30 protein-coding genes are annotated in these 26,091 nt (G+C 59.2%); 19 read left to right on the forward strand and 11 right to left on the reverse strand.

Annotation, left to right across the window (positions count from 1 at the left end):
- Positions 1–38 precede the first annotated feature (38 nt).
- The 5 genes from VCA57_RS06685 (at position 39) to VCA57_RS06705 (ending at position 3,086) form a co-directional block, all read left to right on the forward strand.
- Positions 39–629: a TetR/AcrR family transcriptional regulator gene (locus tag VCA57_RS06685; RefSeq protein WP_411184188.1), complete on the forward strand. Its 591-nt coding sequence runs from the start codon at positions 39–41 to the stop codon at positions 627–629.
- Complete coding sequence (locus VCA57_RS06690) at positions 626–1,525, forward strand: alpha/beta fold hydrolase (protein WP_411184189.1); 900 nt, start codon at positions 626–628, stop codon at positions 1,523–1,525. Before VCA57_RS06685 ends, VCA57_RS06690 begins: the two co-directional genes overlap by 4 nt.
- Positions 1,526–1,567: 42 nt before the next feature.
- On the forward strand, positions 1,568–1,975 hold the full coding sequence (locus VCA57_RS06695) for a PaaI family thioesterase (protein WP_411184190.1): 408 nt from the start codon (positions 1,568–1,570) through the stop codon (positions 1,973–1,975).
- A 46-nt stretch (positions 1,976–2,021) separates the two neighbouring features.
- The gene (locus tag VCA57_RS06700; RefSeq protein WP_411184191.1) at positions 2,022–2,234 is read left to right on the forward strand and encodes a hypothetical protein; all 213 of its coding nucleotides are present in this window, start codon (positions 2,022–2,024) and stop codon (positions 2,232–2,234) included.
- A gap of 195 nt (positions 2,235–2,429) precedes the next feature.
- The gene (locus VCA57_RS06705) at positions 2,430–3,086 is read left to right on the forward strand and encodes an endonuclease I family protein (protein WP_411184192.1); all 657 of its coding nucleotides are present in this window, start codon (positions 2,430–2,432) and stop codon (positions 3,084–3,086) included.
- 124 nt (positions 3,087–3,210) lie between these two features.
- On the opposite strand, the gene VCA57_RS06710 is transcribed toward VCA57_RS06705, so the two are convergent.
- Positions 3,211–4,989 carry an acyl-CoA dehydrogenase C-terminal domain-containing protein gene (locus VCA57_RS06710; RefSeq protein ID WP_411184193.1) on the reverse strand — a complete coding sequence of 593 codons (1,779 nt, stop codon included), beginning with the start codon at positions 4,987–4,989 and terminating at the stop codon, positions 3,211–3,213.
- Between the two features lie 164 nt (positions 4,990–5,153).
- Entirely contained in the window at positions 5,154–5,558 is a 405-nt protein-coding gene (locus tag VCA57_RS06715) for an NINE protein (RefSeq protein ID WP_411184194.1), read from the reverse strand.
- A gap of 151 nt (positions 5,559–5,709) precedes the next feature.
- Between VCA57_RS06715 and VCA57_RS06720 the strand changes: the two genes are divergently transcribed.
- The gene (locus VCA57_RS06720; protein ID WP_411184195.1) at positions 5,710–6,921 is read left to right on the forward strand and encodes a putative DNA modification/repair radical SAM protein; all 1,212 of its coding nucleotides are present in this window, start codon (positions 5,710–5,712) and stop codon (positions 6,919–6,921) included.
- Positions 6,921–7,799: a TIGR03915 family putative DNA repair protein gene (locus tag VCA57_RS06725; RefSeq protein ID WP_411184196.1), complete on the forward strand. Its 879-nt coding sequence runs from the start codon at positions 6,921–6,923 to the stop codon at positions 7,797–7,799. Before VCA57_RS06720 ends, VCA57_RS06725 begins: the two co-directional genes overlap by 1 nt.
- Here the strand turns inward: VCA57_RS06725 and VCA57_RS06730 are convergent.
- Entirely contained in the window at positions 7,765–8,910 is a 1,146-nt protein-coding gene (locus VCA57_RS06730) for a PilT/PilU family type 4a pilus ATPase (RefSeq protein ID WP_411184197.1), read from the reverse strand. The two genes, VCA57_RS06725 and VCA57_RS06730, sit on opposite strands and share 35 nt — an antisense overlap.
- A 107-nt stretch (positions 8,911–9,017) precedes the next feature.
- A complete protein-coding gene (locus tag VCA57_RS06735; RefSeq protein WP_411184198.1) occupies positions 9,018–10,052 on the reverse strand; it encodes a type IV pilus twitching motility protein PilT in 1,035 nt (344 codons plus the stop codon).
- A gap of 63 nt (positions 10,053–10,115) precedes the next feature.
- Here VCA57_RS06735 and VCA57_RS06740 point away from each other — a divergent pair, with 63 nt between their 5' ends.
- The 11 genes from VCA57_RS06740 to VCA57_RS06790 all read left to right on the forward strand — a co-directional run bounded on the left by VCA57_RS06740 (position 10,116) and on the right by VCA57_RS06790 (position 19,550).
- Positions 10,116–10,802, forward strand: a complete 687-nt coding sequence (locus VCA57_RS06740) for a YggS family pyridoxal phosphate-dependent enzyme (RefSeq protein ID WP_411184199.1) — start codon at positions 10,116–10,118, stop codon at positions 10,800–10,802.
- Between the two features lie 35 nt (positions 10,803–10,837).
- Positions 10,838–11,656 carry a pyrroline-5-carboxylate reductase gene (gene proC / locus VCA57_RS06745; protein WP_411184200.1) on the forward strand — a complete coding sequence of 273 codons (819 nt, stop codon included), beginning with the start codon at positions 10,838–10,840 and terminating at the stop codon, positions 11,654–11,656.
- A gap of 9 nt (positions 11,657–11,665) precedes the next feature.
- Complete coding sequence (locus tag VCA57_RS06750; RefSeq protein ID WP_411184201.1) at positions 11,666–12,256, forward strand: YggT family protein; 591 nt, start codon at positions 11,666–11,668, stop codon at positions 12,254–12,256.
- A gap of 12 nt (positions 12,257–12,268) precedes the next feature.
- A complete protein-coding gene (locus tag VCA57_RS06755; protein WP_411184202.1) occupies positions 12,269–12,565 on the forward strand; it encodes a DUF167 domain-containing protein in 297 nt (98 codons plus the stop codon).
- Between the two features lie 218 nt (positions 12,566–12,783).
- Positions 12,784–14,766: a dynamin family protein gene (locus tag VCA57_RS06760; protein ID WP_411184203.1), complete on the forward strand. Its 1,983-nt coding sequence runs from the start codon at positions 12,784–12,786 to the stop codon at positions 14,764–14,766.
- Between the two features lie 457 nt (positions 14,767–15,223).
- On the forward strand, positions 15,224–16,363 hold the full coding sequence (locus VCA57_RS06765) for a homoserine O-acetyltransferase (RefSeq protein WP_411184204.1): 1,140 nt from the start codon (positions 15,224–15,226) through the stop codon (positions 16,361–16,363).
- Between the two features lie 2 nt (positions 16,364–16,365).
- Positions 16,366–16,986, forward strand: coding sequence for a methionine biosynthesis protein MetW (gene metW, locus VCA57_RS06770; RefSeq protein ID WP_411184205.1), 621 nt, complete (start codon positions 16,366–16,368; stop codon positions 16,984–16,986).
- Positions 16,987–17,026: 40 nt separating this feature from the next.
- The gene (locus VCA57_RS06775; protein ID WP_411184206.1) at positions 17,027–17,446 is read left to right on the forward strand and encodes a DUF4426 domain-containing protein; all 420 of its coding nucleotides are present in this window, start codon (positions 17,027–17,029) and stop codon (positions 17,444–17,446) included.
- On the forward strand, positions 17,443–18,039 hold the full coding sequence (rdgB, locus tag VCA57_RS06780; RefSeq protein WP_411184207.1) for an RdgB/HAM1 family non-canonical purine NTP pyrophosphatase: 597 nt from the start codon (positions 17,443–17,445) through the stop codon (positions 18,037–18,039). Before VCA57_RS06775 ends, rdgB begins: the two co-directional genes overlap by 4 nt.
- Positions 18,036–19,196 (forward strand): radical SAM family heme chaperone HemW, encoded by a 1,161-nt coding sequence (gene hemW / locus VCA57_RS06785; protein WP_411184208.1) that lies wholly within the window; start codon positions 18,036–18,038, stop codon positions 19,194–19,196. The genes rdgB and hemW overlap by 4 nt, the downstream gene beginning before the upstream one ends.
- A 30-nt stretch (positions 19,197–19,226) precedes the next feature.
- Positions 19,227–19,550, forward strand: a complete 324-nt coding sequence (locus VCA57_RS06790) for a DUF3392 domain-containing protein (protein ID WP_411184209.1) — start codon at positions 19,227–19,229, stop codon at positions 19,548–19,550.
- Positions 19,551–19,677: 127 nt separating this feature from the next.
- On the opposite strand, the gene VCA57_RS06795 is transcribed toward VCA57_RS06790, so the two are convergent.
- The 5 genes from VCA57_RS06795 to VCA57_RS06815 form a co-directional block, all read right to left on the reverse strand.
- Positions 19,678–21,021 (reverse strand): DUF1329 domain-containing protein, encoded by a 1,344-nt coding sequence (locus tag VCA57_RS06795; RefSeq protein ID WP_411184210.1) that lies wholly within the window; start codon positions 21,019–21,021, stop codon positions 19,678–19,680.
- Positions 21,022–21,200: 179 nt separating this feature from the next.
- Positions 21,201–21,920, reverse strand: a complete 720-nt coding sequence (gene trmB / locus VCA57_RS06800; RefSeq protein WP_411184211.1) for a tRNA (guanosine(46)-N7)-methyltransferase TrmB — start codon at positions 21,918–21,920, stop codon at positions 21,201–21,203.
- Positions 21,921–21,929: 9 nt separating this feature from the next.
- Positions 21,930–22,724, reverse strand: a complete 795-nt coding sequence (locus tag VCA57_RS06805) for a thiazole synthase (protein WP_411184212.1) — start codon at positions 22,722–22,724, stop codon at positions 21,930–21,932.
- 239 nt (positions 22,725–22,963) lie between these two features.
- Entirely contained in the window at positions 22,964–23,164 is a 201-nt protein-coding gene (thiS, locus tag VCA57_RS06810) for a sulfur carrier protein ThiS (protein ID WP_411184213.1), read from the reverse strand.
- A 102-nt stretch (positions 23,165–23,266) separates the two neighbouring features.
- The gene (locus VCA57_RS06815) at positions 23,267–23,653 is read right to left on the reverse strand and encodes a DUF423 domain-containing protein (RefSeq protein WP_411184214.1); all 387 of its coding nucleotides are present in this window, start codon (positions 23,651–23,653) and stop codon (positions 23,267–23,269) included.
- A 67-nt stretch (positions 23,654–23,720) separates the two neighbouring features.
- Between VCA57_RS06815 and mtgA the strand changes: the two genes are divergently transcribed.
- Positions 23,721–24,461, forward strand: coding sequence for a monofunctional biosynthetic peptidoglycan transglycosylase (gene mtgA / locus VCA57_RS06820; protein ID WP_411184215.1), 741 nt, complete (start codon positions 23,721–23,723; stop codon positions 24,459–24,461).
- Here mtgA and VCA57_RS06825 read toward each other — a convergent pair whose 3' ends face one another.
- Together VCA57_RS06825 and rpoH are read right to left on the reverse strand one after the other, a co-directional pair.
- On the reverse strand, positions 24,462–25,073 hold the full coding sequence (locus tag VCA57_RS06825) for a hypothetical protein (protein WP_411184216.1): 612 nt from the start codon (positions 25,071–25,073) through the stop codon (positions 24,462–24,464).
- Positions 25,074–25,206: 133 nt separating this feature from the next.
- Complete coding sequence (gene rpoH / locus VCA57_RS06830; protein WP_411184217.1) at positions 25,207–26,061, reverse strand: RNA polymerase sigma factor RpoH; 855 nt, start codon at positions 26,059–26,061, stop codon at positions 25,207–25,209.
- Positions 26,062–26,091 lie beyond the last annotated feature (30 nt).

Here is a 26,091-nt window from a genome sequence, read left to right on the forward strand (position 1 = left end):
TCTTGGGCAATAGACCGACCGGTCTATATATTTACCCCATGAAAAAGACCTCAACTCGCGACAAACTAATCCACGCCATGGCTGATGCCCTGCAACGCAAGGGGCTGCATGGCGTCGGCCTGACTGAGCTACTGGAAATTGCCGGCGCGCCCAAGGGCAGCCTGTATCACCACTTCCCCGGCGGTAAGAGTGAGCTGGCAGTGGCCGCCGTCGACTATATCGGCCTGCACATCGACAGCCTGTTCGCCAAGCTTTTTGCTCAGCAGCCCGATCCGCTCAAGGCGCTGCACAACTGGTTACAAGGGGCGCTGCAGCAACTGGAAAACAGCCAATTCGAGCGCGGCTGCCCGCTGGCCACTATCGCCTTGGAGAGCGGCCCGGAAGATGTGGCCATTCGCGCCGCCCTACAGCGCAGTTTCACCGCCGTGCGCCAGACTCTGGGCCGACATCTGCATGCCTACGGCTACCCCACTGAACAAGCGGGCAACCTCGCGGCGCTGTTTGTCGCCCTTTACGAAGGCGGGCTGCTGCAAGCCCGTGTTGCCGGTAGCAGCGAGCCACTCAAGCGCGCCGCCACCGCCCTGTTCAACCTGACCCGCGAACAATTTCCAGGAGGCGTCCGTCCATGAACCTCAACACACCGGCCATCCTCAGTGAAAGCATCGCGCTGCCTGCCCTCGACGGTTATCCGCTGACAGCCACGCTGTATCACGCCCCGGAACCAGTGGCGCAACTGGTGATTGCTGGCGCGACCGGCGTACCCCAAGGCTTTTACCGGCGCTTTGCCGAATACGCCGCGCAGCGTGGCTACAGCACCCTGACCCTCGACTATCGCGGTATTGGCCAGTCCAAACCGGCCAACCTGCGCGGCTTTGCCATGGATTATCTGGATTGGGCGAACCTCGACCTGGCGGCAGCTGTCGATCAGCATCGCCACCCACAACGGCCGCTGTATATGGTCGGGCACTCCTTTGGCGGCCATGCCTTCGGCCTGCTGCCGAATCATGATCAGGTCCAAGGCTTCTACACCTTTGGCACCGGTGCCGGTTGGCATGGCTGGATGCCCAAGGCCGAGCAATGGCGTGTACTGACCATGTGGCGACTGGTAGGCCCACTGATGACCCGCATCAAGGGCTACCTGGCCTGGAGCAAGCTGGGCATGGGCGAAGATCTGCCGCTGGGCGTCTACACACAATGGAAGCGCTGGTGCCGCTACCCGCGTTACTTCTTCGACGACCCACAGATGCCCGGTCTTGCCGAGCGCTTCGCCCAAGTCAACACACCAATCATTGCCGCCAACGCCCTGGATGACCTTTGGGCACCACCCGCCTCGCGCGATGCCTTTATGGCGGCTTACAGCGCAGCATCCTATGAAGCACGCACCATCGACTCAGCCGCCAGCATCGGCGCAATCGGTCATATGGGCTACTTCCGCCCAGCGGCAGAAACACTGTGGGATGAAACGCTGAACTGGTTTGCCGCACTGCAAGCACAGCGCCAAAGGCCTGAAACGACCACGTCATGACGCACGTATCAGCGTCGGCCCAAACAACAGGAAGGTTGATTGATGAGCATGATCCCAGCAGGCTTTACCCCGCTATTTCGCAGCAGCCCCTTTCTGGATTTGCTAGGGCCGATCTATAACCAGCAAAGCGATGGTGGCCTGATCATCGGCCTGCACGCCGAGCAGAAACACTGCAATGCACGTGGTCTAGTACATGGTGGGGTACTCAGCAGCCTGGCCGATGTCGCCTTAGGCTACAACAGCGCCTTCACCCAGGAGCCGCCAACACCACTGGTCACCAGCAGCCTGACTATCGACTACGCCGGCACCGCCAAACTGGGCGACTGGATCAGCATTGAAACGGACGTGCAAAAGGTCGGCAAAAGCCTGGCATTTGCCAACTGCTACTTTTTCGTCGAATCAAAACGCATAGCCCGAGCCAGTGCAGTATTCAGCGTACTGGCGCGCTAAGTGGTCGGTAGAGATGAGTTGTAAAGCGTTGGCGAGTGCCAGGAGAGTGGCTGCCATTACGGCAAGCCCTAAAAAAGAAAACCCCGCCATTGCGGGGCTTTGCAGACTGTTTGCTGACATCCTTGATCTGCTTGCCATCCTGGCAGCTGTCCCACGTATCCTTGTTGCTAAAGTGCGCTTCCTGCGCGACGTCCACGAGCAGCAGATTAGCCATCGCCCGATGCCTGGCATAGTGGCGAACTACACTCTCGCCATGTAAGCCTTGGCTTACATGGCATCTATTGCGACCTACTTAACCGCTCGAAACGCCCTGCTGACAAGGCATTGAGCACGTACGAAGCCGAAGACAACCAAGCAAACGCTTGGCTTTATTTTGTGACACAGCTCTTGTTAGACTCAAAGCCCTCTTAGAACAATAAAAGACCCCGTCAACGGTGGTCATAGGGGCCGGACTATGCGCTCACTATTTTTGGCCATTGGCTGCCTGGCAGCCAGCATCAGCCCACTTGCATTGGCTAGCGGGCAAAACCAGCTGTCTGACCCCAAAGCCGCCACGCAACTGCTCTGGAGCCAACTCTACGGCCAGGGCGGCAGCACTCTTTACTGTGGCCAAACATTCAGCACAGAAAGCAGCCAACTCAAAGCCAGCCCGATCTACAGCAACAAGCAGCTGAAAAGCGCCCTGCGCTGCATAACTGATCGTCAGTGCACCATCATGAATCCACGTTACGGCTATATAGCGTCTGACCTGCACAACCTCTATCCGACACTGACCCGCGTCGAACTGGTTCGGCGTAACGCCCAGTTCGGCGAACTGGATACCCAAGTGCCAAGCAAATTCGACGACATCGGCTGCAACATGAAGACCAGCTTCCAATTGGTTGAGCCGCGCGATGAAGCCAAGGGCAACATCGCCCGAGCGATCTTCTATATGCACGTCGAATACGATTTACCGATTGTCGGGCCCGTACGGATGTACAAAAAATGGCACCAGATGGACCCGCCTGACGCCGAAGAGAAGGCGCGCAACGACAAGATTGCCGGCCTGCAGGGCACCCGCAACCGTTTTATCGACAATCCAGAACTGGTCGAGCAGCAGATCAGCAACTGATCCGCATCAGTCGCCGCCAGGCACATAACCCGTCGCGATGCACTGATAAGCACGCCCGGCTCACACCAAGCCTCAAACAAAAACCCCGGCACGCAGGCCGGGGTTTGTTGTTAGCGAACGCGCTTTAGAACTGCGCAGCATCCAGCAGATACAGGCTTTCGCTACCGGCCTTAACCGATGCAGTCAGCGAGTGAATACGCGGCAGCAGGCGGGCAAAGAAGAAGCGTGCGGTGCCCAGCTTGCTGACGTAGAACTCGTCCTGATCCTGCTTGGCCAGCGCAGTACGCGCCATCAGTGCCCACATATAGGCGTAGGCGGTGTAACCAAATACCTGTAGGTATTCTACCGACGCAGCGCCGACTTCGTTCGGATTGGTCTTAGCGCGCTCAAGCAGATCAGCGGTCATCAACTCCAGGTTGGCGATGGCCTCTTTCAGCGGGTTAACGAACTCGGCCAGGCTGCTGTCGGCCGAGTCAGTAAAGGCTTTGATCTCTTCGGCGAAGTGCTTGTAGAAAGCACCGCCGCTGCCGACCACTTTACGGCCAACCAGATCGAGCGCCTGAATACCGTTGGTGCCTTCGTAGATCTGGGTGATCCGGCAGTCGCGGATCAGCTGCTCCTGGCCCCACTCACGGATAAAGCCGTGGCCGCCGAATATCTGCTGGCCGTGTACGGTGGTTTCCAGCGCCATATCGGTGAGGAAAGCCTTGGCCACGGGAGTCAACAAGGCCACCAGTTCTTCGGCACGTTTGCGCGTAGTTGGGTCTTCGCTGTACTTGGCAGTATCGAGTTGCATCGCGACGTAGCTGGAGAAGGCACGCCCGCCTTCGTTCAACGCCTTCATGGTCAGCAGCATGCGGCGCACGTCCGGGTGCACGATGATCGGGTCAGCGGCTTTGTCTTTAGCCACTGGGCCGGTCGGCGCACGGCTCTGGATACGGTCGCGGGCGTATTCCACGGCGTTTTGGTAAGAGCGCTCACCCAGCGACAAGCCCTGGATACCAACCCCCAGACGCTCGTAGTTCATCATGGTGAACATGGCGGCCAGGCCCTTATTCGGCGCATCAACAATCCAACCGGTGGCACCGTCGAAGTTCATCACGCAGGTGGCCGAGGCTTTAATGCCCATCTTGTGCTCGATTGAGCCGCAGGACAGGTTGTTCTGCTCGCCCAGCGAACCATCGGCATTGACCATGAACTTCGGCACGAGGAACAGCGAGATACCTTTCGGGCCCGCCGGGGCGTCCGGTAGTTTGGCCAGTACCAGGTGGATAATGTTCTCAGTCAGGTCGTGCTCACCGCCGGTGATAAATATCTTGGTGCCGGATACCTTGAAGCTGCCATCGGCCTGTGGCTCGGCTTTGGTGCGAATAATGCCCAGGTCGGTGCCGGCGTGCGGCTCGGTCAGGCACATGGAACCGGCCCACTGACCCGAATACATGTTTGGCAGGTATTTCTCTTTCAACTCTTCGCTGGCGTGGGCGTTGATCGACAGGCAGGCACCGGCGGTCAGCATCGGGTACAGGCCGAACGACAGGTTGGCCGAGTTGACCATCTCCTCGACCTGGGCCGAGATCGCCTTGGGCATGCCCATGCCGCCGAATAGAGGATCACCACCAACGCCGACCCAGCCGCCTTCAGCGTAGGTTTTGTAGGCATCCGGGAAGCCGGCCGGGGTTTTCACCGCACCATTAGCCCAAGAACAACCTTCTTCATCGCCGCTACGGTTCAGCGGGGCGATCACGCCGCCGGTGACCTTGCCAGCCTCTTCGAGAATCGCTGCGGCAGTCTCTTCATCTACCACTTCCGCCAGGCCCGGCAACTGCGCCCAAAGCTTGGAAACTTCAAACACTTCATTGAGCACGAAGCGCATATCGCGCAGGGGAGCTTTGTAGTCAGCCATGGGCAAATCCTCAAACGAAGCAGTAGCTATACGGAAGTAGATAGACGAGCGTGCCCGAGTCTAACCGAACAACATTTCAGACACATAGGGTCGCGTTGTGACCGCATATTCACACCCAGTACAAATATCGCCCCGCGCAAAACGCAGTTTATTGCCCCGGACAATCAGCCACGCTGGGCGTTTTTGATCGATACCTGAGTATTCAGTGTCCAGAAGTCATACAGCACACCTACTAGGAATAGACCACCGGTAAACAGATAGATGATCCCGGTAATCCACTTGCCCTGGTACATGCGGTGCACACCGAAAATGCCGAAGAAGGTCAGCAAAATCCAAGCCACGTTGTAATCCGTATCGCCTGCGGTAAAGCGCAGGTCGGCCTCACGATCCATGGCAGGGATCAGGAACAGGTCGACGATCCAGCCAATAAACAGCAGGCCGAAGGTGAAGAACCAGATCGTGCCGGTTACAGGCTTGCCGTAATAGAAGCGGTGCGCGCCGAGAAAACCGAAAATCCACAGCAGATAACCGATAACTTTGCTGTGCGTATCTTGCCTCTGCATATGCATACCTCCTGATGACTTGTGCTGCATCTGATGCCCCACTCTACGCAAGGTTCGCGGCTGGAGGAAATCGCGACACAGACAGACACATGCGCGCTTGAAGCCTGCCAGAGATTACTTAATACTGTACAAATAAACAGCAAAACCAGACAGCAGCATGCAATTGATCGAAAAACTCACCGTGCTCGCCGACGCCGCCAAGTACGACGCCTCCTGCGCCAGCAGCGGCGCGCCAACGCGCAGTTCAAAGGGTAAAAGCGGCATCGGCTCGACCAGCGGCATGGGTATCTGCCACAGTTTCACACCGGATGGTCGCTGCGTAGCGCTGCTGAAAATCTTGCTAACCAACTTCTGCCTGTATGACTGCCAGTACTGCGTCAACCGCCGCTCCAGCGATGTGCCGCGGGCGCGCTTTACCCCGGAAGAAGTGGTGGCCCTGACCATCGATTTCTACAAGCGCAACTGCATCAGCGGGCTGTTTCTCAGCTCCGGGATCATCCGCTCCGCCGACTACACCATGGAGCAGCTGATCCGCGTGGCCAAGCTGCTGCGCGAAGAACACGAGTTTCGCGGCTATATCCACCTCAAGACCATTCCCGACGCTGATCCGCTGCTAATCGCCGAAGCCGGACGCTACGCCGACCGCCTCAGTGTGAATATCGAACTGCCCACCGAAGCCAGCCTTATCCGCCTCGCACCCGAGAAGCAGGTGCGCACGATCAAGCAGGCCATGCACTCAATCCATCTGGGTGAGAGCGAATCACGGGCGGAGATACGCGCGCCACGTTTCGCCCCGGCCGGCCAGAGCACGCAGATGATCATTGGCGCCGACGCCACCGATGACAGCACCATTTTGCACACCGCCGCCTCGCTCTATGGCGACTACCACCTACGCCGGGTGTATTACTCGGCGTTCAGCCCAATCCCGCAAAGCCCCAACACCGTGCCATTCGAGGCACCGCCGCTGTTACGCGAGCACCGTCTTTATCAGGCCGACTTCCTGCTGCGCGGTTACGGTTTCGAGGTGGGCGAACTGCTCAGAGGCCCTGGCAACCTGGCTCTGGATATCGACCCAAAACTGGCCTGGGCGTTGAATAACCGTGAGCATTTCCCGGTCGACCTCAACCGCGCCGAAGCAGCGATGATCGCCCGCGTGCCGGGCATCGGCGTGCTCAGCGCTAAGCGCCTGGTCGCCCTGCGCCGACAGAAACGTATCCGTTTCGACGACCTAACACGCCTGCGTTGTGCCCTGGAAAAAGCCAAACCCTTTATCGTCACCCAAGACTACCGCCCGCTGCAGGCCAGCCGCGAATCACTCCTGCTGCGCCAACAATTGAGCGAAACGCCCGCGCAAATGGCGCTGTGGTAATGCACAGCGCAGCGTTTGACGGCAGCTTTGCCGGCTGGCGTGGCGTCGCCAGGGCGTTACTGCAGCAAGGCGTGCCGCCACACCAGATCAACTGGCTAGGCGAAGGCGACAGTGGCGGCCTGTTCGATCATGCGCCGGCACCCAGCAGCCCACTGCCAAAAGGATCAACACCACGCATTCCCAAGCAGTTACTTGGGCTGCTGGAGAGCGCCGCCTGTTTTCGTATCGCGGACCGCTGGAGCTTGCTCTATCGCATTCTCTGGCGCGTCGCCCAAGGTGATCGCGCCGCCATGTTGCCGGGAGATGTCGACGGTAGTCAGTTGCACAAACGGCTCAAAGCGATACGCCGCGAGGCTCATCACCTGCATGCGTTCCTGCGCTTTCATCCACGCCTGGCAAATGCAGAAGGACCGCAACTAGTGGCCTGGCACGAACCGGCTCATGACATCTTGCACAGCGCCAGCGCGCACTTTGCCGAACGTCTGGGTCGCAGCACCTGGATGATTGCCACGCCAGATGACGGCGTGTATTGGGATGGCCAACATTTGCACTATCAGCGGCCTTGCCCACCTGAATGGCAACACCTGGCGCAATCACCCGAGGACGACGGAGAGGCGCTGTGGCTGGCCTACTACGGCAGCACCTTCAACCCGGCGCGCCTGAACCGCAGCGCACTGGAAAGCAGCCTGCCTGTGCGCTTCTGGAAGAATTTGCCGGAAGGCCCATTGATTCCACAATTGATGAGTCAGGCCCGCGCTGGCGCGCAGCGCAACGGCCAAGCTGAGGCTGTTGCGCGGCAAACCGGCAAGCGCATTCGCTACAGCGCTGCGCAGGAAGTGCCGGTCAGCGAAAACGCCGACCCGGATCGTCCTCGCTGACTTCCAGCGACAGCCCCTGGGTCATGCTGCTCAGGTGATCGCCATCGGTTTCCGAGCCGAGTTTGATCATCAGGCGCAGGTCGTTGGCCGAATCGGCGTAAAGCAGCGCATCTTCGTAGGTGATCTCGCCCTGACTGTAGAGGGCGTAAAGCGCCTGGTCAAAGGTCTGCATACCCTGCTCGGTGGAGCGTTTCATCAGTGCCTTCAACTCGTGCACATCGCCCTTACGGATCAGGTCAGCGGCCAACGGGGTATTGATCAGCACCTCAATCACCGCGCGACGGCCCTTGCCGTCCGGCGTCGGGATCAGTTGCTGAGCGACGATAGCCTTGAGGTTAAGCGACAAGTCCATCCACACCTGGTTCTGCCGGTCCGCCGGGAAGAAGTTGATGATCCGGTCCAGCGCTTGGTTAGCGTTGTTGGCGTGCAGGGTGGCCAGGCACAAGTGGCCGGTCTCGGCGAAGGCCACGGCATGGTCCATGGTCTCGCGAGTACGCACCTCACCGATGAGAATCACGTCCGGAGCCTGACGCAGGGTGTTCTTCAGTGCGACCTCAAAGGATTCGGTGTCGATCCCCACTTCACGTTGCGTGACGATGCAGCTCTGGTGCTGGTGGATGTATTCGATTGGGTCTTCGATGGAGATGATATGACCACTGCTGTTTCTGTTGCGGTAGCCGATCATCGCCGCCAGCGAGGTCGATTTACCGGTGCCGGTGGCACCCACAAACAGCACCAAACCACGCTTGGTCAGCGCCAGTTTCTTAAGAATCTCCGGCAGTTTCAGCTCATCCAGGGTCGGAATATTGGTCTCGATCCGCCGCAGCACCATACCGGCGAGGTTGCGCTGGTAAAAAGCACTCACCCGGAAACGGCCAATACCACGGGCACTGATGGCAAAGTTGCACTCATGGTTTTCGGTAAAGTCGCGACGCTGCTGCTCGTTCATCACCGAATGCACGGTTTCACGGGTTTGCTCAGGCGACATGGGCGTCTTGGTGATCGGCATGATCTTGCCGTTGACCTTCATCGACGGTGGCACGCCAGCAGTAATAAACAGATCGGAGCCGCCCTTTTCGACCATCAGGCGCAGCAGTTTCTCGAATTCCATCATTGTTCGCCCATGTGCAGCACGCGGTTATGCAAAGGCCAACGGTAGGCGCGTGAATTACCGCTGGGGTGAACCCGGCCGGCAGATGCCAACCGGACACTGTCGAATTAGAAGTTTTCCGGGGTTTTGGCCTTCTCGCGGGCCGCCTCGCGGGTCACGATGCCCTTCGAGACCAAGGTTTTCAGGCAGGAGTCCAGCGTCTGCATGCCCAGCGAACCGCCGGTCTGAATCGCCGAATACATCTGCGCCACCTTGTCCTCACGGATCAGGTTACGGATGGCCGGGGTGCCAATCATGATTTCGTGGGCCGCGACACGGCCACCGCCAATCTTCTTCAGCAGGGTCTGCGAGATAACTGATTGCAGGGATTCGGAAAGCATGGAGCGCACCATGGACTTCTCTTCGGCTGGGAATACGTCAACCACGCGGTCGATGGTCTTGGCCGCCGAAGTGGTATGCAGGGTGCCGAAAACCAAGTGACCGGTTTCCGCAGCGGTCAGCGCCAGGCGAATGGTTTCCAGGTCACGCATCTCGCCGACCAGAATAATGTCCGGGTCTTCCCGCAGTGCCGAGCGCAGAGCTTCGGAGAAGCCGAGGGTGTCACGGTGCACTTCCCGCTGGTTGATCAGACATTTCTTTGATTCGTGCACGAATTCAATGGGGTCTTCAACCGTCAGAATGTGGTGATACTTGTTGCTGTTTATATAGTCGAGCATCGCCGCCAAAGTAGTCGACTTACCCGAACCGGTAGGCCCTGTGACCAGTACCAAGCCACGCGGCACATCGGAGATTTTGCGGAAGATCTCGCCCATGCCGAGGTCTTCCATGCTCAGCACTTTCGACGGAATGGTACGGAACACCGCCCCAGAACCACGGTTCTGGTTGAAGGCGTTAACCCGGAAGCGCGCTACGCCTGGCACTTCAAAGGAAAAGTCGGTTTCCAGGAACTCTTCGAAATCCTTACGCTGCTTGTCATTCATGATGTCGTAGATCAGCGCGTGCACCTGTTTATGGTCTAGTGCAGGCAAATTGATCCGGCGTACATCACCGTCGACCCGAATCATCGGGGGCAGGCCAGCGGAGAGATGCAGGTCCGATGCACCTTGCTTGGCGCTGAAGGCCAGCAATTCAGTGATATCCATGGGACTCCCTAATGACAAACAAGCAGGTAGAATGCCGCAAAACCCAGGCGGCGGGCGCAAGTAATGTCCACGATAGCAGAGAATATTGCAAAGGTCGGAGTGCGCATACGTGAGGCGGCGCAAGCCTCGCAGCGAGATTGTGCGTCGATCGGCCTGCTCGCGGTGAGCAAAACCAAACCGGCGGCTGCCGTGCGTGAGGCATTTGCTGCTGGCTCCGAGGATTTCGGCGAGAACTACTTGCAGGAAGCCTTGGATAAACAACTTGAACTGCATGACCTGCCACTGACCTGGCACTTCATCGGTCCGATCCAGTCGAACAAGACCAAGCCCATCGCCGAGCACTTCAGCTGGGTGCACTCGGTAGACCGATTGAAAATCGCCGAACGCCTGTCCGCACAGCGTCCGACTAACCTACCCGCGCTGAATATCTGCCTGCAGGTAAACGTCAGCGGCGAGGCTAGCAAATCGGGCTGCAGCCCAGAAGAACTAACGGCCCTGGCACAAGCGGTTACACAACTGCCTAACCTGCGCTTGCGCGGATTGATGACAATTCCCGAGCCCACTGACGACCCCGTTGAGCAGCGCGCGGCCTTCGCCCGCTTGCGCGAACTGCAGCAAGGCCTGAACCTGAACCTCGACACCTTGTCCATGGGCATGAGCCATGACCTGGAAGCAGCCATCGCCGAAGGCGCGACCTGGGTGCGTATCGGTACGGCACTGTTCGGCGCACGTGATTACAGCAAAACCTGATTGAGTTTATCTTCTGCCCTATTAAGGAAGCCCGTATGACCTCTCCCCGCATTGCCTTTATCGGTGCAGGCAATATGGCTGCCAGCCTGATCGGTGGCCTGCGCGCCCAAGGCGTCGACGCCCAGGCTATCCGCGCCAGTGACCGTGGTGACGAACAGCGCAGCAAAATCAGCGCCGAGCATGGCATCGAGACCTTCGCCAGCAATGCCGAGGCAATCCAGAATGCCGACGTGATCGTGTTGTCGGTCAAGCCGCAAGTCATGAAGGACGTCTGTCTGGACCTCGCGGCACACATCAGCGAACAACAACTGGTGGTATCGATTGCCGCCGGCATCAGCTGCGCCAGCCTGGAAAACTGGCTCGGCCCTCGCGCCATCGTGCGCTGCATGCCCAACACCCCCGCGCTACTGCGTCAGGGTGTTAGCGGCCTGTATGCCAATGCCTTGGTAGCGCCAAACCAGCGCCAGCAGGCCGAGCAGTTGCTCAGTGCCGTAGGCCTGGCGCTGTGGCTGGACAAGGAAGAGCTGATCGACGCCGTGACCGCCGTGTCAGGCAGCGGCCCGGCGTACTTCTTCCTGCTGATCGAGGCAATGACGGCTGCTGGCGAGAAACTCGGCCTGCCGCGTGATACCGCCGCCCAACTAACCCTGCAAACCGCCCTTGGCGCAGCGCGCATGGCCGTAGCAAGCGACGCGGACGCCAGCGAACTGCGCCGCCGCGTGACCTCACCCGCGGGCACCACTGAAGCAGCAATCAAGAGCTTCCAGGCCGATGGCTTTGAAGCGCTGGTCGAGAAAGCCCTAAACGCTGCGGCTCACCGCTCAGCCGAGCTGGCCAAACAACTAGGTCAATAAGGAACGAAGATGATCGGACTTAATACCGCCGCTGTTTATATCCTGCAGACCATTGGTAGCTTGTATCTGCTGATCGTATTGCTGCGCTTTATCCTGCAACTGGTGCGGGCTGACTTCTACAACCCGGTTAGCCAGTTCATCGTGCGCGCCACCCACCCGCTGCTAAAGCCGCTGCGCAAAATCATCCCAAGTATCGCCGGGCTCGACCTGGCCTCCCTGGTACTGGCGATTTTGGTGCAACTGGTGCTGATGGCACTGACCTTGATGCTGTTCGGCTATGGCCTGGATAACCCATTACAGCTACTGGTGTGGTCGATCATTGGCGTGACCGCACTGTTCCTCAAGGTGTTCTTCTTCGCCTTGATCATCAGCGTGATCCTCTCCTGGGTTGCCCAAGGCAGCCATAACCCGACCGCGATGCTGATCAACCAGATCTGCGAGCCGCTGCTCTCGCCAATCCGCCGTATTCTGCCAGGCTTGGGCGGCCTGGACCTGTCGCCAATTGTCGCGTTTCTGATCCTTAACCTGCTCGACATGCTGGTGATCCGCAACCTGGCGGTTATGACCGGCATGTACAAAGGCCTCAGCCTAGCGATCTAAGCCGAGCGCCTGATGAGTCATTACCGCTGGGACGGCGCCGACTTGATCCTCGACTGTCACCTGCAACCCAAGGCGAGCCGCGATGAGTTCGCCGGGCTGCATGGTGAACGGCTGAAGATCCGCCTCACCGCGCCGCCCGTGGATGGCAAAGCCAATGCCCACCTGCTGGCCTTTCTGGCCAGCGCCTTCGCCGTCAGCAAAAGCCAGGTCAGCCTGGAAAGCGGCCAACAAAGCCGGCAGAAACGTGTACGCATCAAACAGCCACAACGCCTGCCTGCTGAACTGCAACTGACCGTTCAGTCGCCCTGACTGACCATAAGACTGGCCGATAACTGCATGCAATTGACGCCATAGCTGCGACCCGCATAATGCCAAGAAGCTCAAATCACGAAAACTTCGTGGATATGGCGTAATTTGACAGATTTGCAACGGTGATCTGCCGCACCAACCCAGCGTGCGGCATGCTTCATATTCGCGCCACACGGCGCCAACCGCCCGCAATGGATGCGTCAACAGGAGAACCGACAATGAGCATGGAACGTCTCAGTCAGCAAGTTGATGCTTATGTCGCTTGGAAGCGCGAGCTAATGCGCGAGATCACGCGCTATCGCAGCTGGTTGGCCAATAGTCGGCTGAACTCCGAGGCCGTCGAAGGCAAGCTTGAACGCGCCATGAAACTGCTGCGCACCGACCACATCACCCTGGCCTTTGTCGGTGAGTTTTCGCGTGGTAAAACCGAACTGATCAACAGCCTGTTCTTCTCCTCCTATGGCCAGCGCATGCTGCCATCCCAGGCCGGGCGCACCACCATGTGCCCCACCGAGCTGTTCTTCGACCCGCGCTCGGAACACTCTTATATCCGCCTGTTACCCATAGAGACCCGCGTTGCCGAAGCCAGCATCGCGCAGTTCAAACGCATTCCACGGCACTGGGTGAATATCCCGCTGGACATCACTGACCCGGACAATATGGCCCTGGCCTTTAACCAGGTCGCGCGCACCAAACCCATGCCGGTTGAACAAGCGATTGCCCTGGGCTTCCACCCCGACATGCTGGAAAGCACCAGCAAGCGCGGCGAAGTCCTGGTGCCGGCGTGGCGACACGCCATGATCAACTTTGACCATCCATTGCTGCGCCAGGGCCTGCGCATCCTCGACACGCCAGGCCTGAACGCCTTGGGCAGCGAGCCGGAACTGACCCTCTCGATGCTACCCAGCGCTCAGGCAATTATCTTTCTGCTGTCCGCCGATACCGGGGTAACAGCTAGCGATATGGCGGTCTGGCAGCAACATATCCGCCAGCTCGACGAAGACACCCAAACCAGCCTGTTTGCCGTGTTGAACAAGATCGACGTGCTCTGGGATGACCTGGCTGGTGAAGCCTTTGTGCAGAACGCCATCCGCCAGATCCAGACCAACACCGCCAAACAGCTCGGCATCGACGCCTCCGACGTACTGCCGCTATCGGCCAAGCAGGCGATGCTGGCCAAGGTGCGCAAAGATCCAGAACTGCTCGCGCGCAGTCAGATGAGCAATCTGGAAAACCTGCTCTGCGAACGCATCATCGCGCAGAAAGAACGCCTAATCGAAGACCGCGTGGTCAACCAGGTACTGGCTCTGCTGCAGAACAGCCAGCACGTCCTTAACCTCCGCCTGGAGAAGGTTAACGAGCAGCAGGGTTTGCTGCATAACCATCAGCATGACAACGGCCAGATGCTCTTCGAACTGACGGCGAAAACCAAAGAAGACCATAGCCAGCATCACAAACGCCTGCTGGGCCTGAAAACCAACCAGCGCCTACTCAAGCGTCAAGGCGATCTGCTGCGCCACGCCTCACGCAGCGAGCGCTTGGACGAACACCTGAACAAAGTGCGTAAAAACCTCACCGGCAGCTGGACAACCCTGGGCATCAACCAGGCAATCCTGCATTTCTTCCGCAGCGTTGAGCAGGATCTGCACAACCTAGCGCACGAAGCCCAGATGGCCAACAAGATGGTGGCGGCCATTTATCGCCGGCATAACGAAGAGAACCCGCTGCATGGCGTCGATGCACCACAGTTCAACATCAACCGCTACTTGCGCGAACTCAAGCAACAACAGACCAAGGCCGACCAGTTCCGCCTGCAGCTGAAAACCCTGCTGACCGAACAGCGCAGCCTGACCAAGCGCTTCTTCGCCACCCTGGTGCAAGAAGTCATCGGCCTGCACCAACGCATCCGTCAGGACGCCGAACAATGGGCCAATGATGCGCTGATGCCCCTGATGCAACACACCCTGGAACACAAACAACTGCTGGAAACCCACATGCTGCGGCTCAAGGCCCTGGCTCAGGAAACCCAGCAAGCACGGCAGCGCGGCCAACAGCTGGCGCACTACAGCGTCGAGCTGGAGCAGCAACTGGCACAGGCCAACGACATGCTGCGCGTCTTGCGCCGCCCGGCTCCGGTGCAACGGCAAGGCAAAGTGGTCAACCTACCTGGGCGCGCGCGTCCACACAGTATTGGCGAATAGCCAACGCGGCCATCATCACCCAGACCGCCGTACGCCAGCCGCCCCATGCGCTTGCCGCTTGGGGCGGCGCTCTTAGGGTCTGTTCCCGTTTCGTGCGCGGCCGTGCCGGAGCCTGTTTTAGCGCGAGGCAAGGCACGAGACACGAAGTTTGTTCAGCACATCCATGTGCTTCACCCCTTCGGGGCTTGCGCGCAAAAACGCTCCCGGCGCTTTTGTGGTTATTCCAAATGAGTGTCGAGAAACGCTGCATCGCGTAAAAACTGGCCCGGCCCTGCGGGTTGCGCGAAAAATTTCGCCATGCTGTGTTGGAGGACTTGGCAAGGGAACAACCATTACCTGCGCCCTCCGCCTAGCGGAACGCCGCCCGGCCATGGCGAAATTTTGCGCAGCAACGCGGCTTGCGACGAAATGGGAACAGACCCTAGACTGCGGCCTTCTTTTATTGCGAGCAGGGTCGATGTCGACTGCCTTTCCCCAAGACTCTGTTGGCCTGGTCACTCCGCAGGTTCTGCATTTTGCAGAGCCTCTGGCGCTGGCCTGCGGGCGCAGCCTGGCCGACTATCAACTGATTTTCGAAACCTACGGCGAGCTCAACGCCACGGCGAGCAATGCCGTGCTGATCTGCCACGCGCTGTCCGGCCACCACCATGCCGCCGGTTATCACAGCTCAGAAGACCGTAAACCGGGTTGGTGGGACAGCTGCATCGGTCCCGGCAAGCCCATCGACACCAACAAATTCTTCGTTGTCAGCCTGAACAACCTCGGCGGCTGCAATGGTTCCACCGGCCCCAGCAGCCTCAACCCGGCCACCGGCAAACCCTTCGGCGCCGACTTCCCGGTAATGACCGTGGAAGACTGGGTACACAGCCAGGCGCGACTGGCCGACAACCTCGGCATCCGCCAGTGGGCCGCAGTGATCGGCGGCAGCCTCGGCGGCATGCAGGCTATGCAATGGACCATCAGCTACCCCGAACGCGTGCGTCACTGCCTGGCCATTGCTTCAGCGCCCAAGCTGTCAGCGCAGAACATTGCCTTCAACGAAGTGGCGCGCCAGGCGATCCTGACTGATCCGCAATTCCATGGCGGACACTTCCAGGAACAGGGCGTGATCCCCAAACGCGGGCTGATGCTGGCACGCATGGTTGGCCACATCACCTACCTGTCGGATGACGCCATGGGGGAGAAATTCGGCCGTGGCCTGAAGAGCGAAAAACTCAATTACGACTTCCACAGCGTCGAGTTCCAGGTGGAAAGCTACTTGCGCTACCAGGGCGAGGAGTTCTCCGGGCGTTTCGATGCCAACACTTACCTGCTGATGACCAAAGCGCTCGACTACTTCGATCCTGCGGCCGCCTTCGACGATGACCTAGCCAAGACCCTGGCTCACGTCACGGCCGACTTCTGCGTGATGTCTTTCACCACGGACTGGCGGTTTTCGCCGGCGCGCTCACGGGAAATAGTCGACGCCCTGATGGCCGCACGGAAAAACGTCTGCTATTTGGAGATCGATGCCCCTCAGGGCCACGACGCGTTCCTGATGCCGATCCCGCGCTACCTGCAGGCATTCGACAGCTATATGAAACGGATTAAGGTGTAGCCATGCGCGCGGATCTAGAGATCATCCAAGAATGGATTCCCGCTGGCAGCCGTGTGCTCGACCTCGGTTGCGGTAACGGCGAATTGCTCGCCTGGCTAACGGAGCACAAGCAGGTAAGCGGCTACGGCCTGGAAATTGATGCGCAAAATATCGCCCAGTGCGTCGGCAAGGGCGTCAACGTGATCGAGCAGAACCTTGATAAAGGCCTGGGTAACTTTGCCAGCGACAGCTTCGACGTAGTGGTCATGACCCAGTCGCTGCAAGCCTTGCATTACCCGGATAAAGTCCTCGCGGAAATGCTGCGCGTTGGCAAGACCTGCATCATTACCTTCCCCAACTTCGCCCACTGGCGTTGCCGTTGGTACCTCACCACCAAGGGCCGCATGCCGGTGTCGGACTTTCTCCCCTACACCTGGTTCAACACGCCAAACATCCACTTCTGTACCTTCGAAGACTTCGAAAACCTCTGCCACGATCAGGATGCGAAAATCCTCAATCGCTTGGCGGTAGACCGCGACCACCGGCACGGCTGGGCCAGCCGTATTTGGCCTAACCTGTTAGGTGAGATCGGTATTTACCGGATCAGCGGACACGCTGCCAAAGACCTATCAATCGCCAATTGAGCGGCCGCAATACAAGCCGCCGTCTAGCTGGAGAAGCATCATGCGCCGCATCGCCTTACTGTTTATCGCCCTGTGCCTGAGCCTGCCGGCGCTTGCTGAACGCAAGCAGAGCTACGGCGACCTCGACGTGCACTACATTGCCTTCAACTCGGGCTTTCTGCAGCCGGATATCGCCGCCGCCAGCGGCCTGGTACGCAGCAAAACCCAAGGGGTGGTGAACATTTCCGTGCTCAAGGCCGGCAAAGCCAGCAATGCCAGCGTCAGCGGCGAGGTCAAGGATCTAGTCGGGCGCAGCCAGCCGCTGGTGTTCAAGCAGGTCAATGAGGGCGAGGCCATCTATTACCTGGCGCAGTTCCCCTTCACCCAGCGGGAAATGCTGCGCTTCACTATCACTGTCAGCGCGGCCGATGGCGTGGCGCACAGTTTCGATTTCAACCAGGAATTCTTCCCAGACGAATGATGCACTTCAACCAGCTTGTCCTCGCCAGCCATAACGCCGGCAAACTCAAAGAACTGCAAGCCATGCTCGGCAGCAGCGTACAGGTGCGCTCGGTGGGGGAGTTTTCCAACATCGAGCCAGAAGAAACCGGCCTGTCGTTTATCGAAAATGCCATCCTCAAAGCACGCAATGCCGCGCGGCTGTCCGGCCTGCCGGCGCTGGCTGATGATTCGGGACTGGCGGTGGACTTTCTCGGGGGCGCGCCGGGCATCTACTCGGCACGCTACGCCGACGGCCAAGGCGATGCAGCGAACAACGCCAAACTGCTCGACGTGCTGAAGGACGTGCCCGACGCCGAGCGCGGTGCGCAGTTCGTCTGCTGTCTGGCCCTGGTACACCACGCTGATGACCCGCTGCCAATCATCTGCGAAGGCCTCTGGCCTGGGCGCATCCTCCACGCCGCACAAGGCGTAGAGGGCTTTGGCTATGATCCGCTGTTCTGGGTGCCCGAGCGCGACTGCTCCAGCGCTGAACTTCCAGCCGCCGAGAAAAACCAGATCAGCCACCGCGCCCGCGCCATGGCCCTATTGAAACAACGGCTGGGCCTGGCATGACCACGGCGTTCGGCGGCGGCTTCGAGCTGCCGCCACTTGCGCTCTATGTGCACATCCCCTGGTGCGTGAAGAAGTGCCCGTATTGCGACTTCAACTCCCACGCCGCCGGGCCGGACCTGCCGGAAGAGCAATACGTCGACGCCCTGCTCGCGGACCTGGATGCCGACCTGGCGCAGGTACATAACCGCCCGCTGAGTTCGATCTTCTTCGGTGGCGGCACGCCCAGCCTGTTTTCCGCCAAAGCCCTCGGCCGCCTGCTTGAAGGCGTAGAACGGCGTGTGGCGTTTGCCGCCGATATCGAGATCACCCTGGAAGCCAATCCGGGTACTTTCGAGCAAGCCAAGTTCCGCGACTACCGCAGCCTTGGCATTAATCGCCTGTCGATTGGCGTACAGAGCTTCCAGCCGCCCAAGCTGATCGCCCTTGGTCGCATCCACGACGGCGCTGAAGCCGTACGGGCGGCCGACATGGCCCGCGCCGCCGGCTTCGACAACTTCAACCTGGACCTGATGCACGGCTTGCCGGATCAGTCCATCGAGGACGCCCTCAGCGACCTGCGCACCGCCATCGCCCAAGGGCCAACGCACCTGTCCTGGTATCAACTAACGGTGGAGCCGAACACAGTGTTCTGGAACCAGCCGCCGGTAATGCCCGAGGACGATATTCTCTGGGACATTCAGGAAGCCGGGCAGGCCCTGCTGGCCGCCGAAGGCTACGCGCAGTACGAAGTCTCGGCCTACGCCCAGGCCGGCAAAGCGGCGCGGCACAACCTGAATTACTGGACCTTTGGCGACTTTCTCGGCATCGGTGCGGGCGCACACGCCAAGCTCAGCAATCCCGATGGCAGCATTAGCCGCAGTTGGAAAACCCGCCTACCCAAGGACTACCTGGATAGCAGCAAACGCTTCAACGCCGGCGAGCGCGTTCTCAGTGCCGATGAGTTGCCCTTCGAATTTTTGATGAATGTGCTGCGCCTCACAGACGGCGTCGCCAGCGAACTGTTCACTCAGCGCACCGGCCTACCGCTGAGCCAACTTGCCCAAGCACGCCTTGACGCTCAGCAACGCGGCCTGCTGCACAGCGACCCGACACGCCTGAGTGCAACCCGCGAAGGTCAGCTATTTCTCAATGACCTGCTGCAACACTTTCTACCCTGACGTACACGCCGCCACGGCTAAGGAAACCGGATGGACCTGCTACTCGACCTGATCGTTACCCTGTCGCGCTGGAGCCGCAGTCACCTCTACGATATTTCCCTGGCAATCATGGCCACCCTACTGGTGCTATTCGGCCCTGGTATCAATGCCTGGGTGCAGCGCAATACCAGCAGCATGAACTTCATCTTCCGTACGCTGATCTTCGTGCTGCTCTGCGCCGTCGGCTACGGCCTGTTGATCATCTTTGCCACGCCGTATCTGGCCAAAGGCCTGGGCTTCTTCAACAACTTCACCCTGGCTCCGGTGCTGATTTTGGTGTTCTTTATCATCGGCATCCTCGCCGACCGTAGTTAAGGTCCCCGAGCACCAACCCACTCACCGCGCAGAAAAAACCGCCTACTTGGAGGCGGTTTTTTTTGCGGCTGAGGATCTGTTGCCATTTCTCGCTGCAACGCGGCTCGCGATGAAACGGCAACAGACCCTAGTTACCTTCGCGGCGCAATGCCTGCGGGGTGAAATCACGCGGTGTCAGCTTGGCCTTGAAGTCGTACATCGGCTCGTTGTTATCCAAACCGTCGACGAAGTAGCGCTTACCCTTGAAGTCGTAGATGGTTTCCAGGGTGCTCGCAAACATCGGCACGTCGTAATAACTGATCGGATGACTTTCTTGCACGCCGCTCAGCTCACCGCTCTTGTCATACAGATCAACGGCGAGGATCTGCCAGCTGTCCTCGTCGAGATAAAAACGACGCTTGGCATATGGATGGCTAAAGCCCTTACGCAGCGAGGCATCAACAATCCATACACGGTGCAGCTCATAGCGCAGCAACTCAGGGTTGACGGTACTGCGGCGCAGGATGTTGTCGTAGGGAATGCCTTGCTGGTGCACGGCATAGCTGTTGTAAGGCACCAGCATTTCCTGCTTACCCACCAGCTGCCAGTCGTAGCGATCCGGCGCACCGTTGTAGGCGTCGACCACGTCGGCAGTGGCCATACCGTTACTGTCGGGCTGCAGGGTGTCGTAGGCCAGCATCGGCAAACGGCGCACGCGGCGCTCGCCACGATTGAAGCGCCACGCCTTACGGATCGCCAACACCTGGTCGAGGGTTTCCTGGACCACCAGTGCCGAGCCAGACAACTTGGCAGGCGCAACCACCTTGTACTTGTAATAGAACAGGGTGTTATCCAGATCCTTCGGACTAACGCCTTCACGCCCGTACAGAAAGTAAATATCGCGGTCCAATTTGAGCAGGTTATACGCCCCGTTGGACAGCACAGCCGCCTGGTTAGTGACGAAATGAACCTGATCGCCACGGTAACGCATGATGTGGTTCCAGATCGCTTCCTGGCCATTTTTCGGCAGAGGGAAAGGAATACCAGCCGCCACACCGGCGACACCATTGCCCCCGGAAATCAGTTCGGCGTTCAGCGCATTGAAGCGCGTAGCGTCATAGATGCGCTGCGGCGCGGCAGCACTGCGATGGCTGGGGAACACGCGCAGGAAGTAGTCCGGGTTATTTTCCAGCAAGGCTTTCAGGCCGGCCGGCAACTGCGCCTGGTACTGCGCCAGGTTCTGGCTGTTGACCCGATACAACGGCACCTCAGCACTGTAAGGGTCCGGATGGTGCATACCCGGCTGATAGTTGGCGGGCGGCTGCGCCAAACCACCGTCCCAGGCGGGGATGGTGCCGGCAGCATTAGCCGCGCGCTCACCACCCAAAGGGGTCAAGTCCTGGCCCAGGCGCGCCGCCTGAGCATTGTCGACCTTGGCTTGCGCCTGCAATGTAAACGTCGCCAATAGCAGAATGGAAAGTGTTCTCAACACAACGATCTCCTCACAACCTAGTCAGAGACAGGGCTGCTGTTTTTATGACCCGTGCGTACTGCCGGGTATATATGTCGTTTTGGTGAGGTGCCGTCCTGGCGGGCGTCGGATTATTCCGATCTGGTGTAATCATCCTTGTGGTTATGCTCTTGCTGCGTGGTTACCTTTTCGCGGGGTAATCAGCTGATGCGCTGAAACTTCAAGTCCCAGACGCCATGCCCCAGACGCTCGCCGCGGCGCTCAAACTTGGTCGTCGGACGCTCAGTTGGGCGCGGTACATACTGGCCATCTTCAGCCTGATTCTGATAACCGGGCGCTACATTCATGACTTCCAGCATGTACTCGGCATAAGGCTGCCAATCGGTGGCCATGTGCAACACACCACCGACCTTGAGCTTTTGCCGCACCAGCTCGGCAAACGCCGGCTGTACGATGCGCCGCTTATTATGTTTGGCCTTGTGCCACGGGTCTGGGAAGAACAGCAGCACGCGATCCAGGCTGGCATCCGCCACACAGTCACGCAGCACTTCCAGGGCATCGCAGCTGTATACGCGCATGTTCTGCAGGTTGTGGGTCATCAAGCCATTAAGCAGCGCACCGACGCCCGGCCGGTGCACTTCAACGCCAATAAAGTCCTGTTCTGGCGAGGCGGCCGCCATTTCCAGAGTCGAATGGCCCATGCCGAAGCCAATTTCAAAGGTGCGCGGCGCACTACGGCCAAATACCTGATCGAAATCCTGCAGGCCATCCGCAAGCTGCAAGCCAAACTTCGGCCAGCCCTGATCAAGGCCACGTTGCTGGCCTTCAGTCATGCGCCCGGCGCGCATCACAAAGCTCTTGATCGCACGGTGCTTGGAGGTGTCTTCAGCCGGCTCGGGCTGTTGCTGCAATTCAGTCATGCTGTGCTCTTACTTAATCAGACCATCCAGCGGCGACGAGGCGCTGGCATAGAGTTTTTTCGGCATGCGCCCGGCCAGATAGGCCATGCGCCCAGCGATAATCGCGTGCTTCATCGCCTCGCCCATCAGGATCGGGTTTTGCGCATGGGCAATCGCGCTGTTCATCAGCACGGCCTCGCAGCCCAGCTCCATGGCGATGGTGGCATCGGACGCAGTGCCGACCCCAGCGTCGACCAGCACGGGCACGGTGGCTTCTTCGAGGATGATGCGCAGGTTGTAGGGGTTGCAAATACCCAGGCCTGTGCCGATCAGACCGGCCAGCGGCATCACGGCGATACAACCCATGGCCGACAGTTCGCGGGCAATGATCGGGTCATCGCTGGTGTACACCATGACGTCGAAGCCGTCCTTGACCAGCACTTCGGCGGCCTTGAGGGTTTCGATCACATTGGGAAACAGGGTCTTCTGATCAGCCAGCACTTCCAGCTTGACCAGCTTATGACCGTCGAGCAGCTCACGGGCCAGGCGACAGGTGCGCACTGCTTCCACCGCGTCGTAACAACCTGCGGTATTCGGCAGGATGGTGTAGCGCTCGGGGCTGATTACATCCAGCAGGTTCGGCTCGCCAGGGTTCTGCCCAATATTGGTACGGCGCACTGCCACGGTGACGATCTCGGCACCCGAGGCCTCGATGGCCAGACGGGTTTCTTCAAGATCCTTGTACTTACCCGTGCCTACCAGCAGACGCGATTGGTAGGTACGGCCAGCCAGAGTGAAGGGCTTGTCGCTGGGAGCGTGGCTCATGGGTAATCCTCGTAAAGTGGGCGGACAGTCAGGCAAACGGCCAGTCGCGGAGAAACGTAGCCGAGGCCGCCGAGACAAGGCAAAAACAGGCGAAAAAGCGGAGTTTACTGGTGTAAATGAGCATTACTCGTTCCACTCGCCCTCCGGGCCGCGCTAAAGCGCGTTAGCCGTAAACGGCTTGCTGAACCTGTTTTTAACGCCTGCTGTCTTTTCTAAAGAAGGGCAACGTAGGTAGTTTCTCAACCGCCACCAATGGCATGTACCACTTCCACCTGATCACCTTCGCGCAAGGCAGTCGTGGCGTGCTGGCTGCGCGGCACGATATCCAGATTGAGCTCTACCGCCACGCGGCGGCCGGCCAGATCCAAACGGTCGATAAGCCCGGCGACGGTTTCGCCATCGGCCAATTCGAATGTTTCACCGTTTAACTGAATATGCATACCGAGTCGGTCATAACGTGGAAAAGGGCCGGCATTCTAGCCTGATCATGGGCGTTGACCAAGGCGAAAGGCTGCCGCACACCTGCCCTTCTGACCTGCGGATCAGGTGCTAACGCGCGGGGTCAGCTTCCAGGCTGCCACACCTAGGTACAACCAGCCGGCGAGAAACGCCAGCCCACCGAACGGCGTGACGACCCCCAACGCACTCACGCCACTCAAGGTCAACGCATACAGGCTGCCGGAAAACAGCACAATACCCAACGCAAACAGCGCGCCGGCACAATTGGCCAAGCGCGACGGCCGCAGCATGGCCAGCAGCCCAACACCGAACAACGCCAACGCGTGCACCAACTGATAGTGCGTGCCGGTCTGAAATACCGAGAGGTAGGCCGGCGTTAGCTGGTCTTTCAAGCCATGGGCGGCAAAAGCGCCCAGTGCAACACCGGTAAAACCAGCACAGGCAGATAGCAATAACCACAGACGAGCCATGCATCACTCCAGCTATAAACAAAGGGCTGGCTATAATGGCCGGCAAATTCATCCTGGCCAAGCGCGTATGTTTCGCTCCCTCTCTCGCCGACTGTTCAAACTCCTGCTCTGGCTGATGCTCGGCTCGGCATTGCTGGTGCTGCTGTTGCGCTGGATACCACCACCCGGCACCGCGCTGATGGTCGAGCGAAAGGTTGAGTCCTGGATCGATAACAAACCCATCGATTTACAGCGCACCTGGCGACCCTGGAGTGAGCTGCCAGACGACCTGAAGATGGCCGTCATTGCCGGCGAAGATCAGAAGTTCGCCGAGCACTGGGGCTTCGATGTTGCCGCGATCCAGGCGGCTCTGGAACATAACCAGCAAGGCGGCTCTATTCGCGGGGCCAGCACCCTCAGCCAGCAAGTGGCGAAGAACCTGTTTCTCTGGTCGGGCCGCAGCTGGCTGCGCAAGGGTATCGAGGTGTGGTTTACCGGCCTGATCGAACTACTCTGGTCGAAGCAGCGGATTCTTGAGGTGTACCTCAATAGCGTCGAGTGGGGCGATGGCGTGTTCGGCGCAGAAGCGGCGGCGCGGCATCATTTCAAGGTCGGCGCGCCCTATCTGTCACGCCAGCAGAGCAGCCTACTGGCTGCCGTACTGCCCAACCCACGCGAATGGAGCGCCAGCCGCCCCAGCGCACGCATCAGCCGCCGCGCCAGCTGGATTCGCCAGCAGATGTGGCAACTGGGCGGCAGCAATTACCTCAACCGCCTGCAACCTAACCGCCCCGAGTGGCTACGTGAATGGCTACCCAGCGGCCTCTAGCTAGCGCTGTTGAAGCAGATGCCGCGGCACCGCATAGAGAAAGTACAGCGCGTCATCCTGCAAATGCGCGGTCATGCCCAACTCGGGATAAACCCAGGCCTGACCTTGCGCCAACTCTAGAGTCAGGCGCGGCTGGCCGAGGCTAGCCGCCAAACGCGCAGCATCCAGCGGAGCCGGCGGCAGCAAGGTCAAGGCAATAATCGGGTGATTAGCCAATGGCTCCAGCAGTTGACTAGCCAATGGCTGCTCCTTGTCGGTTGGCTTTAGCCCAGCGGCAGCCAGCAAACTCTCCCGCTCGGCTTTATCGAGGCCGATCTCAGCCTCCACGGCCCAGGTCTCGTCGCCATCTTGCAACTCACCGCGATACAGCAGGCGCGCGCCATCCAGACTGGGTTGCAGCCACAACTCGCCCGCCACAGTGTCGCGCAACTGCCCCAGGTTTAATCGGTCATCAGCCAGAGGCGTGAGCACCTCACCCTGCCATTGCGCCAGCCAAGGTATCGGCTGCGCGGCCGGCTGCGGGCGCATCAGCCACGCGCCCCAAGCAAAGAACAGGGCGGCAACCACAGCAAAGATCAACCAGTGCTGCAGGCGTATGGGCGGTAATTTCATCAGGGTTTTCCTTGGCCAGAAAAATCGCCGGGAGCGATTTTAACGTCGCGCAGCAACGGCCCGAAGGGTGGCCGCCAGGGATAGTAGGCCATAAAAAAGCCGCACCTGAGTGCGGCTATTTTAGTGGCGCGGCTTACGCGGCGATCGAGCCCTTGAGCTTGTTCATCGCGTTTTTCTCCAACTGCCGGATGCGCTCGGCTGACACGTTGTACTTGGCAGCCAGATCATGCAGCGTGGCTTTCTCCTCGGCCAGCCAACGCTGGTAAAGGATATCGCGACTACGTTCGTCCAGGCCTTCCAGCGCTTCGTGCAGATTGGTATTGGAATTGTCGCTCCAATCGGAATCTTCCAGCTGGCGCGCAGGGTCGTAGCGATGGTCTTCCAGGTAATGCGCAGGCGACTGGAAGGCGCTTTCGTCGTCAGCCTCGGCGGCCGGATCAAAGGCCATGTCATGGCCAGTCAGACGACTTTCCATCTCACGCACTTCACGCGGCTCAACACCCAGGCTTTCCGCCACGGCATGCACTTCTTCGTTATTCAGCCAGGCCAGGCGCTTCTTCTGGCTACGCAGGTTGAAGAACAGTTTGCGCTGCGCCTTGGTGGTGGCGACTTTGACGATGCGCCAGTTACGCAGGATGAACTCGTGAATTTCTGCACGAATCCAATGCACGGCGAACGACACTAGGCGCACGCCCATCTCCGGATTAAAGCGCTTAACCGCTTTCATCAGGCCGACGTTACCTTCCTGGATCAGGTCTGCCTGAGCCAGGCCATAACCGGAGTAGCTACGGGCGATATGCACAACAAAACGCAGGTGCGCCAGGACCATTTGCCGGGCTGCTTCAAGGTCTTGTTTATAGAAGAGACTTTCCGCCAGCTCGCGCTCCTGCTCGGGGGTCAACAGCGGGATGCCGTTTACCGCATGCACGTATGCTTCTAGGTTGGCACCCGGAACCAGAGCATGAACAGGTTGCAAAGAAGTGGACATTTGAATCCTCCGACTTACGAAATCGTGCAG

Origin of the sequence: Pseudomonas sp. (assembly GCF_046581935.1) — a bacterium.
GTDB lineage: Bacteria > Pseudomonadota > Gammaproteobacteria > Pseudomonadales > Pseudomonadaceae > Aquipseudomonas.

What these genes read in the sequence shown, in the direction of transcription:
- VCA57_RS06685 (WP_411184188.1), top strand. Translation starts at nt 39, where the DNA reads ATGAAAAAGACCTCAACTCGCGACAAACTAATCCACGCCATGGCTGAT.
- VCA57_RS06690 (WP_411184189.1), top strand. Translation starts at nt 626, where the DNA reads ATGAACCTCAACACACCGGCCATCCTCAGTGAAAGCATCGCGCTGCCT.
- VCA57_RS06695 (WP_411184190.1), top strand. Translation starts at nt 1,568, where the DNA reads ATGAGCATGATCCCAGCAGGCTTTACCCCGCTATTTCGCAGCAGCCCC.
- VCA57_RS06705 (WP_411184192.1), top strand. Translation starts at nt 2,430, where the DNA reads ATGCGCTCACTATTTTTGGCCATTGGCTGCCTGGCAGCCAGCATCAGC.
- VCA57_RS06710 (WP_411184193.1), bottom strand. Translation starts at nt 4,989, where the DNA reads ATGGCTGACTACAAAGCTCCCCTGCGCGATATGCGCTTCGTGCTCAAT.
- VCA57_RS06715 (WP_411184194.1), bottom strand. Translation starts at nt 5,558, where the DNA reads ATGCATATGCAGAGGCAAGATACGCACAGCAAAGTTATCGGTTATCTG.
- VCA57_RS06720 (WP_411184195.1), top strand. Translation starts at nt 5,710, where the DNA reads ATGCAATTGATCGAAAAACTCACCGTGCTCGCCGACGCCGCCAAGTAC.
- VCA57_RS06725 (WP_411184196.1), top strand. Translation starts at nt 6,921, where the DNA reads ATGCACAGCGCAGCGTTTGACGGCAGCTTTGCCGGCTGGCGTGGCGTC.
- VCA57_RS06730 (WP_411184197.1), bottom strand. Translation starts at nt 8,910, where the DNA reads ATGGAATTCGAGAAACTGCTGCGCCTGATGGTCGAAAAGGGCGGCTCC.
- VCA57_RS06735 (WP_411184198.1), bottom strand. Translation starts at nt 10,052, where the DNA reads ATGGATATCACTGAATTGCTGGCCTTCAGCGCCAAGCAAGGTGCATCG.
- VCA57_RS06740 (WP_411184199.1), top strand. Translation starts at nt 10,116, where the DNA reads ATGTCCACGATAGCAGAGAATATTGCAAAGGTCGGAGTGCGCATACGT.
- proC (WP_411184200.1), top strand. Translation starts at nt 10,838, where the DNA reads ATGACCTCTCCCCGCATTGCCTTTATCGGTGCAGGCAATATGGCTGCC.
- VCA57_RS06750 (WP_411184201.1), top strand. Translation starts at nt 11,666, where the DNA reads ATGATCGGACTTAATACCGCCGCTGTTTATATCCTGCAGACCATTGGT.
- VCA57_RS06755 (WP_411184202.1), top strand. Translation starts at nt 12,269, where the DNA reads ATGAGTCATTACCGCTGGGACGGCGCCGACTTGATCCTCGACTGTCAC.
- VCA57_RS06760 (WP_411184203.1), top strand. Translation starts at nt 12,784, where the DNA reads ATGAGCATGGAACGTCTCAGTCAGCAAGTTGATGCTTATGTCGCTTGG.
- VCA57_RS06765 (WP_411184204.1), top strand. Translation starts at nt 15,224, where the DNA reads ATGTCGACTGCCTTTCCCCAAGACTCTGTTGGCCTGGTCACTCCGCAG.
- metW (WP_411184205.1), top strand. Translation starts at nt 16,366, where the DNA reads ATGCGCGCGGATCTAGAGATCATCCAAGAATGGATTCCCGCTGGCAGC.
- VCA57_RS06775 (WP_411184206.1), top strand. Translation starts at nt 17,027, where the DNA reads ATGCGCCGCATCGCCTTACTGTTTATCGCCCTGTGCCTGAGCCTGCCG.
- rdgB (WP_411184207.1), top strand. Translation starts at nt 17,443, where the DNA reads ATGATGCACTTCAACCAGCTTGTCCTCGCCAGCCATAACGCCGGCAAA.
- hemW (WP_411184208.1), top strand. Translation starts at nt 18,036, where the DNA reads ATGACCACGGCGTTCGGCGGCGGCTTCGAGCTGCCGCCACTTGCGCTC.
- VCA57_RS06790 (WP_411184209.1), top strand. Translation starts at nt 19,227, where the DNA reads ATGGACCTGCTACTCGACCTGATCGTTACCCTGTCGCGCTGGAGCCGC.
- trmB (WP_411184211.1), bottom strand. Translation starts at nt 21,920, where the DNA reads ATGACTGAATTGCAGCAACAGCCCGAGCCGGCTGAAGACACCTCCAAG.
- VCA57_RS06805 (WP_411184212.1), bottom strand. Translation starts at nt 22,724, where the DNA reads ATGAGCCACGCTCCCAGCGACAAGCCCTTCACTCTGGCTGGCCGTACC.
- thiS (WP_411184213.1), bottom strand. Translation starts at nt 23,164, where the DNA reads ATGCATATTCAGTTAAACGGTGAAACATTCGAATTGGCCGATGGCGAA.
- VCA57_RS06815 (WP_411184214.1), bottom strand. Translation starts at nt 23,653, where the DNA reads ATGGCTCGTCTGTGGTTATTGCTATCTGCCTGTGCTGGTTTTACCGGT.
- mtgA (WP_411184215.1), top strand. Translation starts at nt 23,721, where the DNA reads ATGTTTCGCTCCCTCTCTCGCCGACTGTTCAAACTCCTGCTCTGGCTG.
- VCA57_RS06825 (WP_411184216.1), bottom strand. Translation starts at nt 25,073, where the DNA reads ATGAAATTACCGCCCATACGCCTGCAGCACTGGTTGATCTTTGCTGTG.
- rpoH (WP_411184217.1), bottom strand. Translation starts at nt 26,061, where the DNA reads ATGTCCACTTCTTTGCAACCTGTTCATGCTCTGGTTCCGGGTGCCAAC.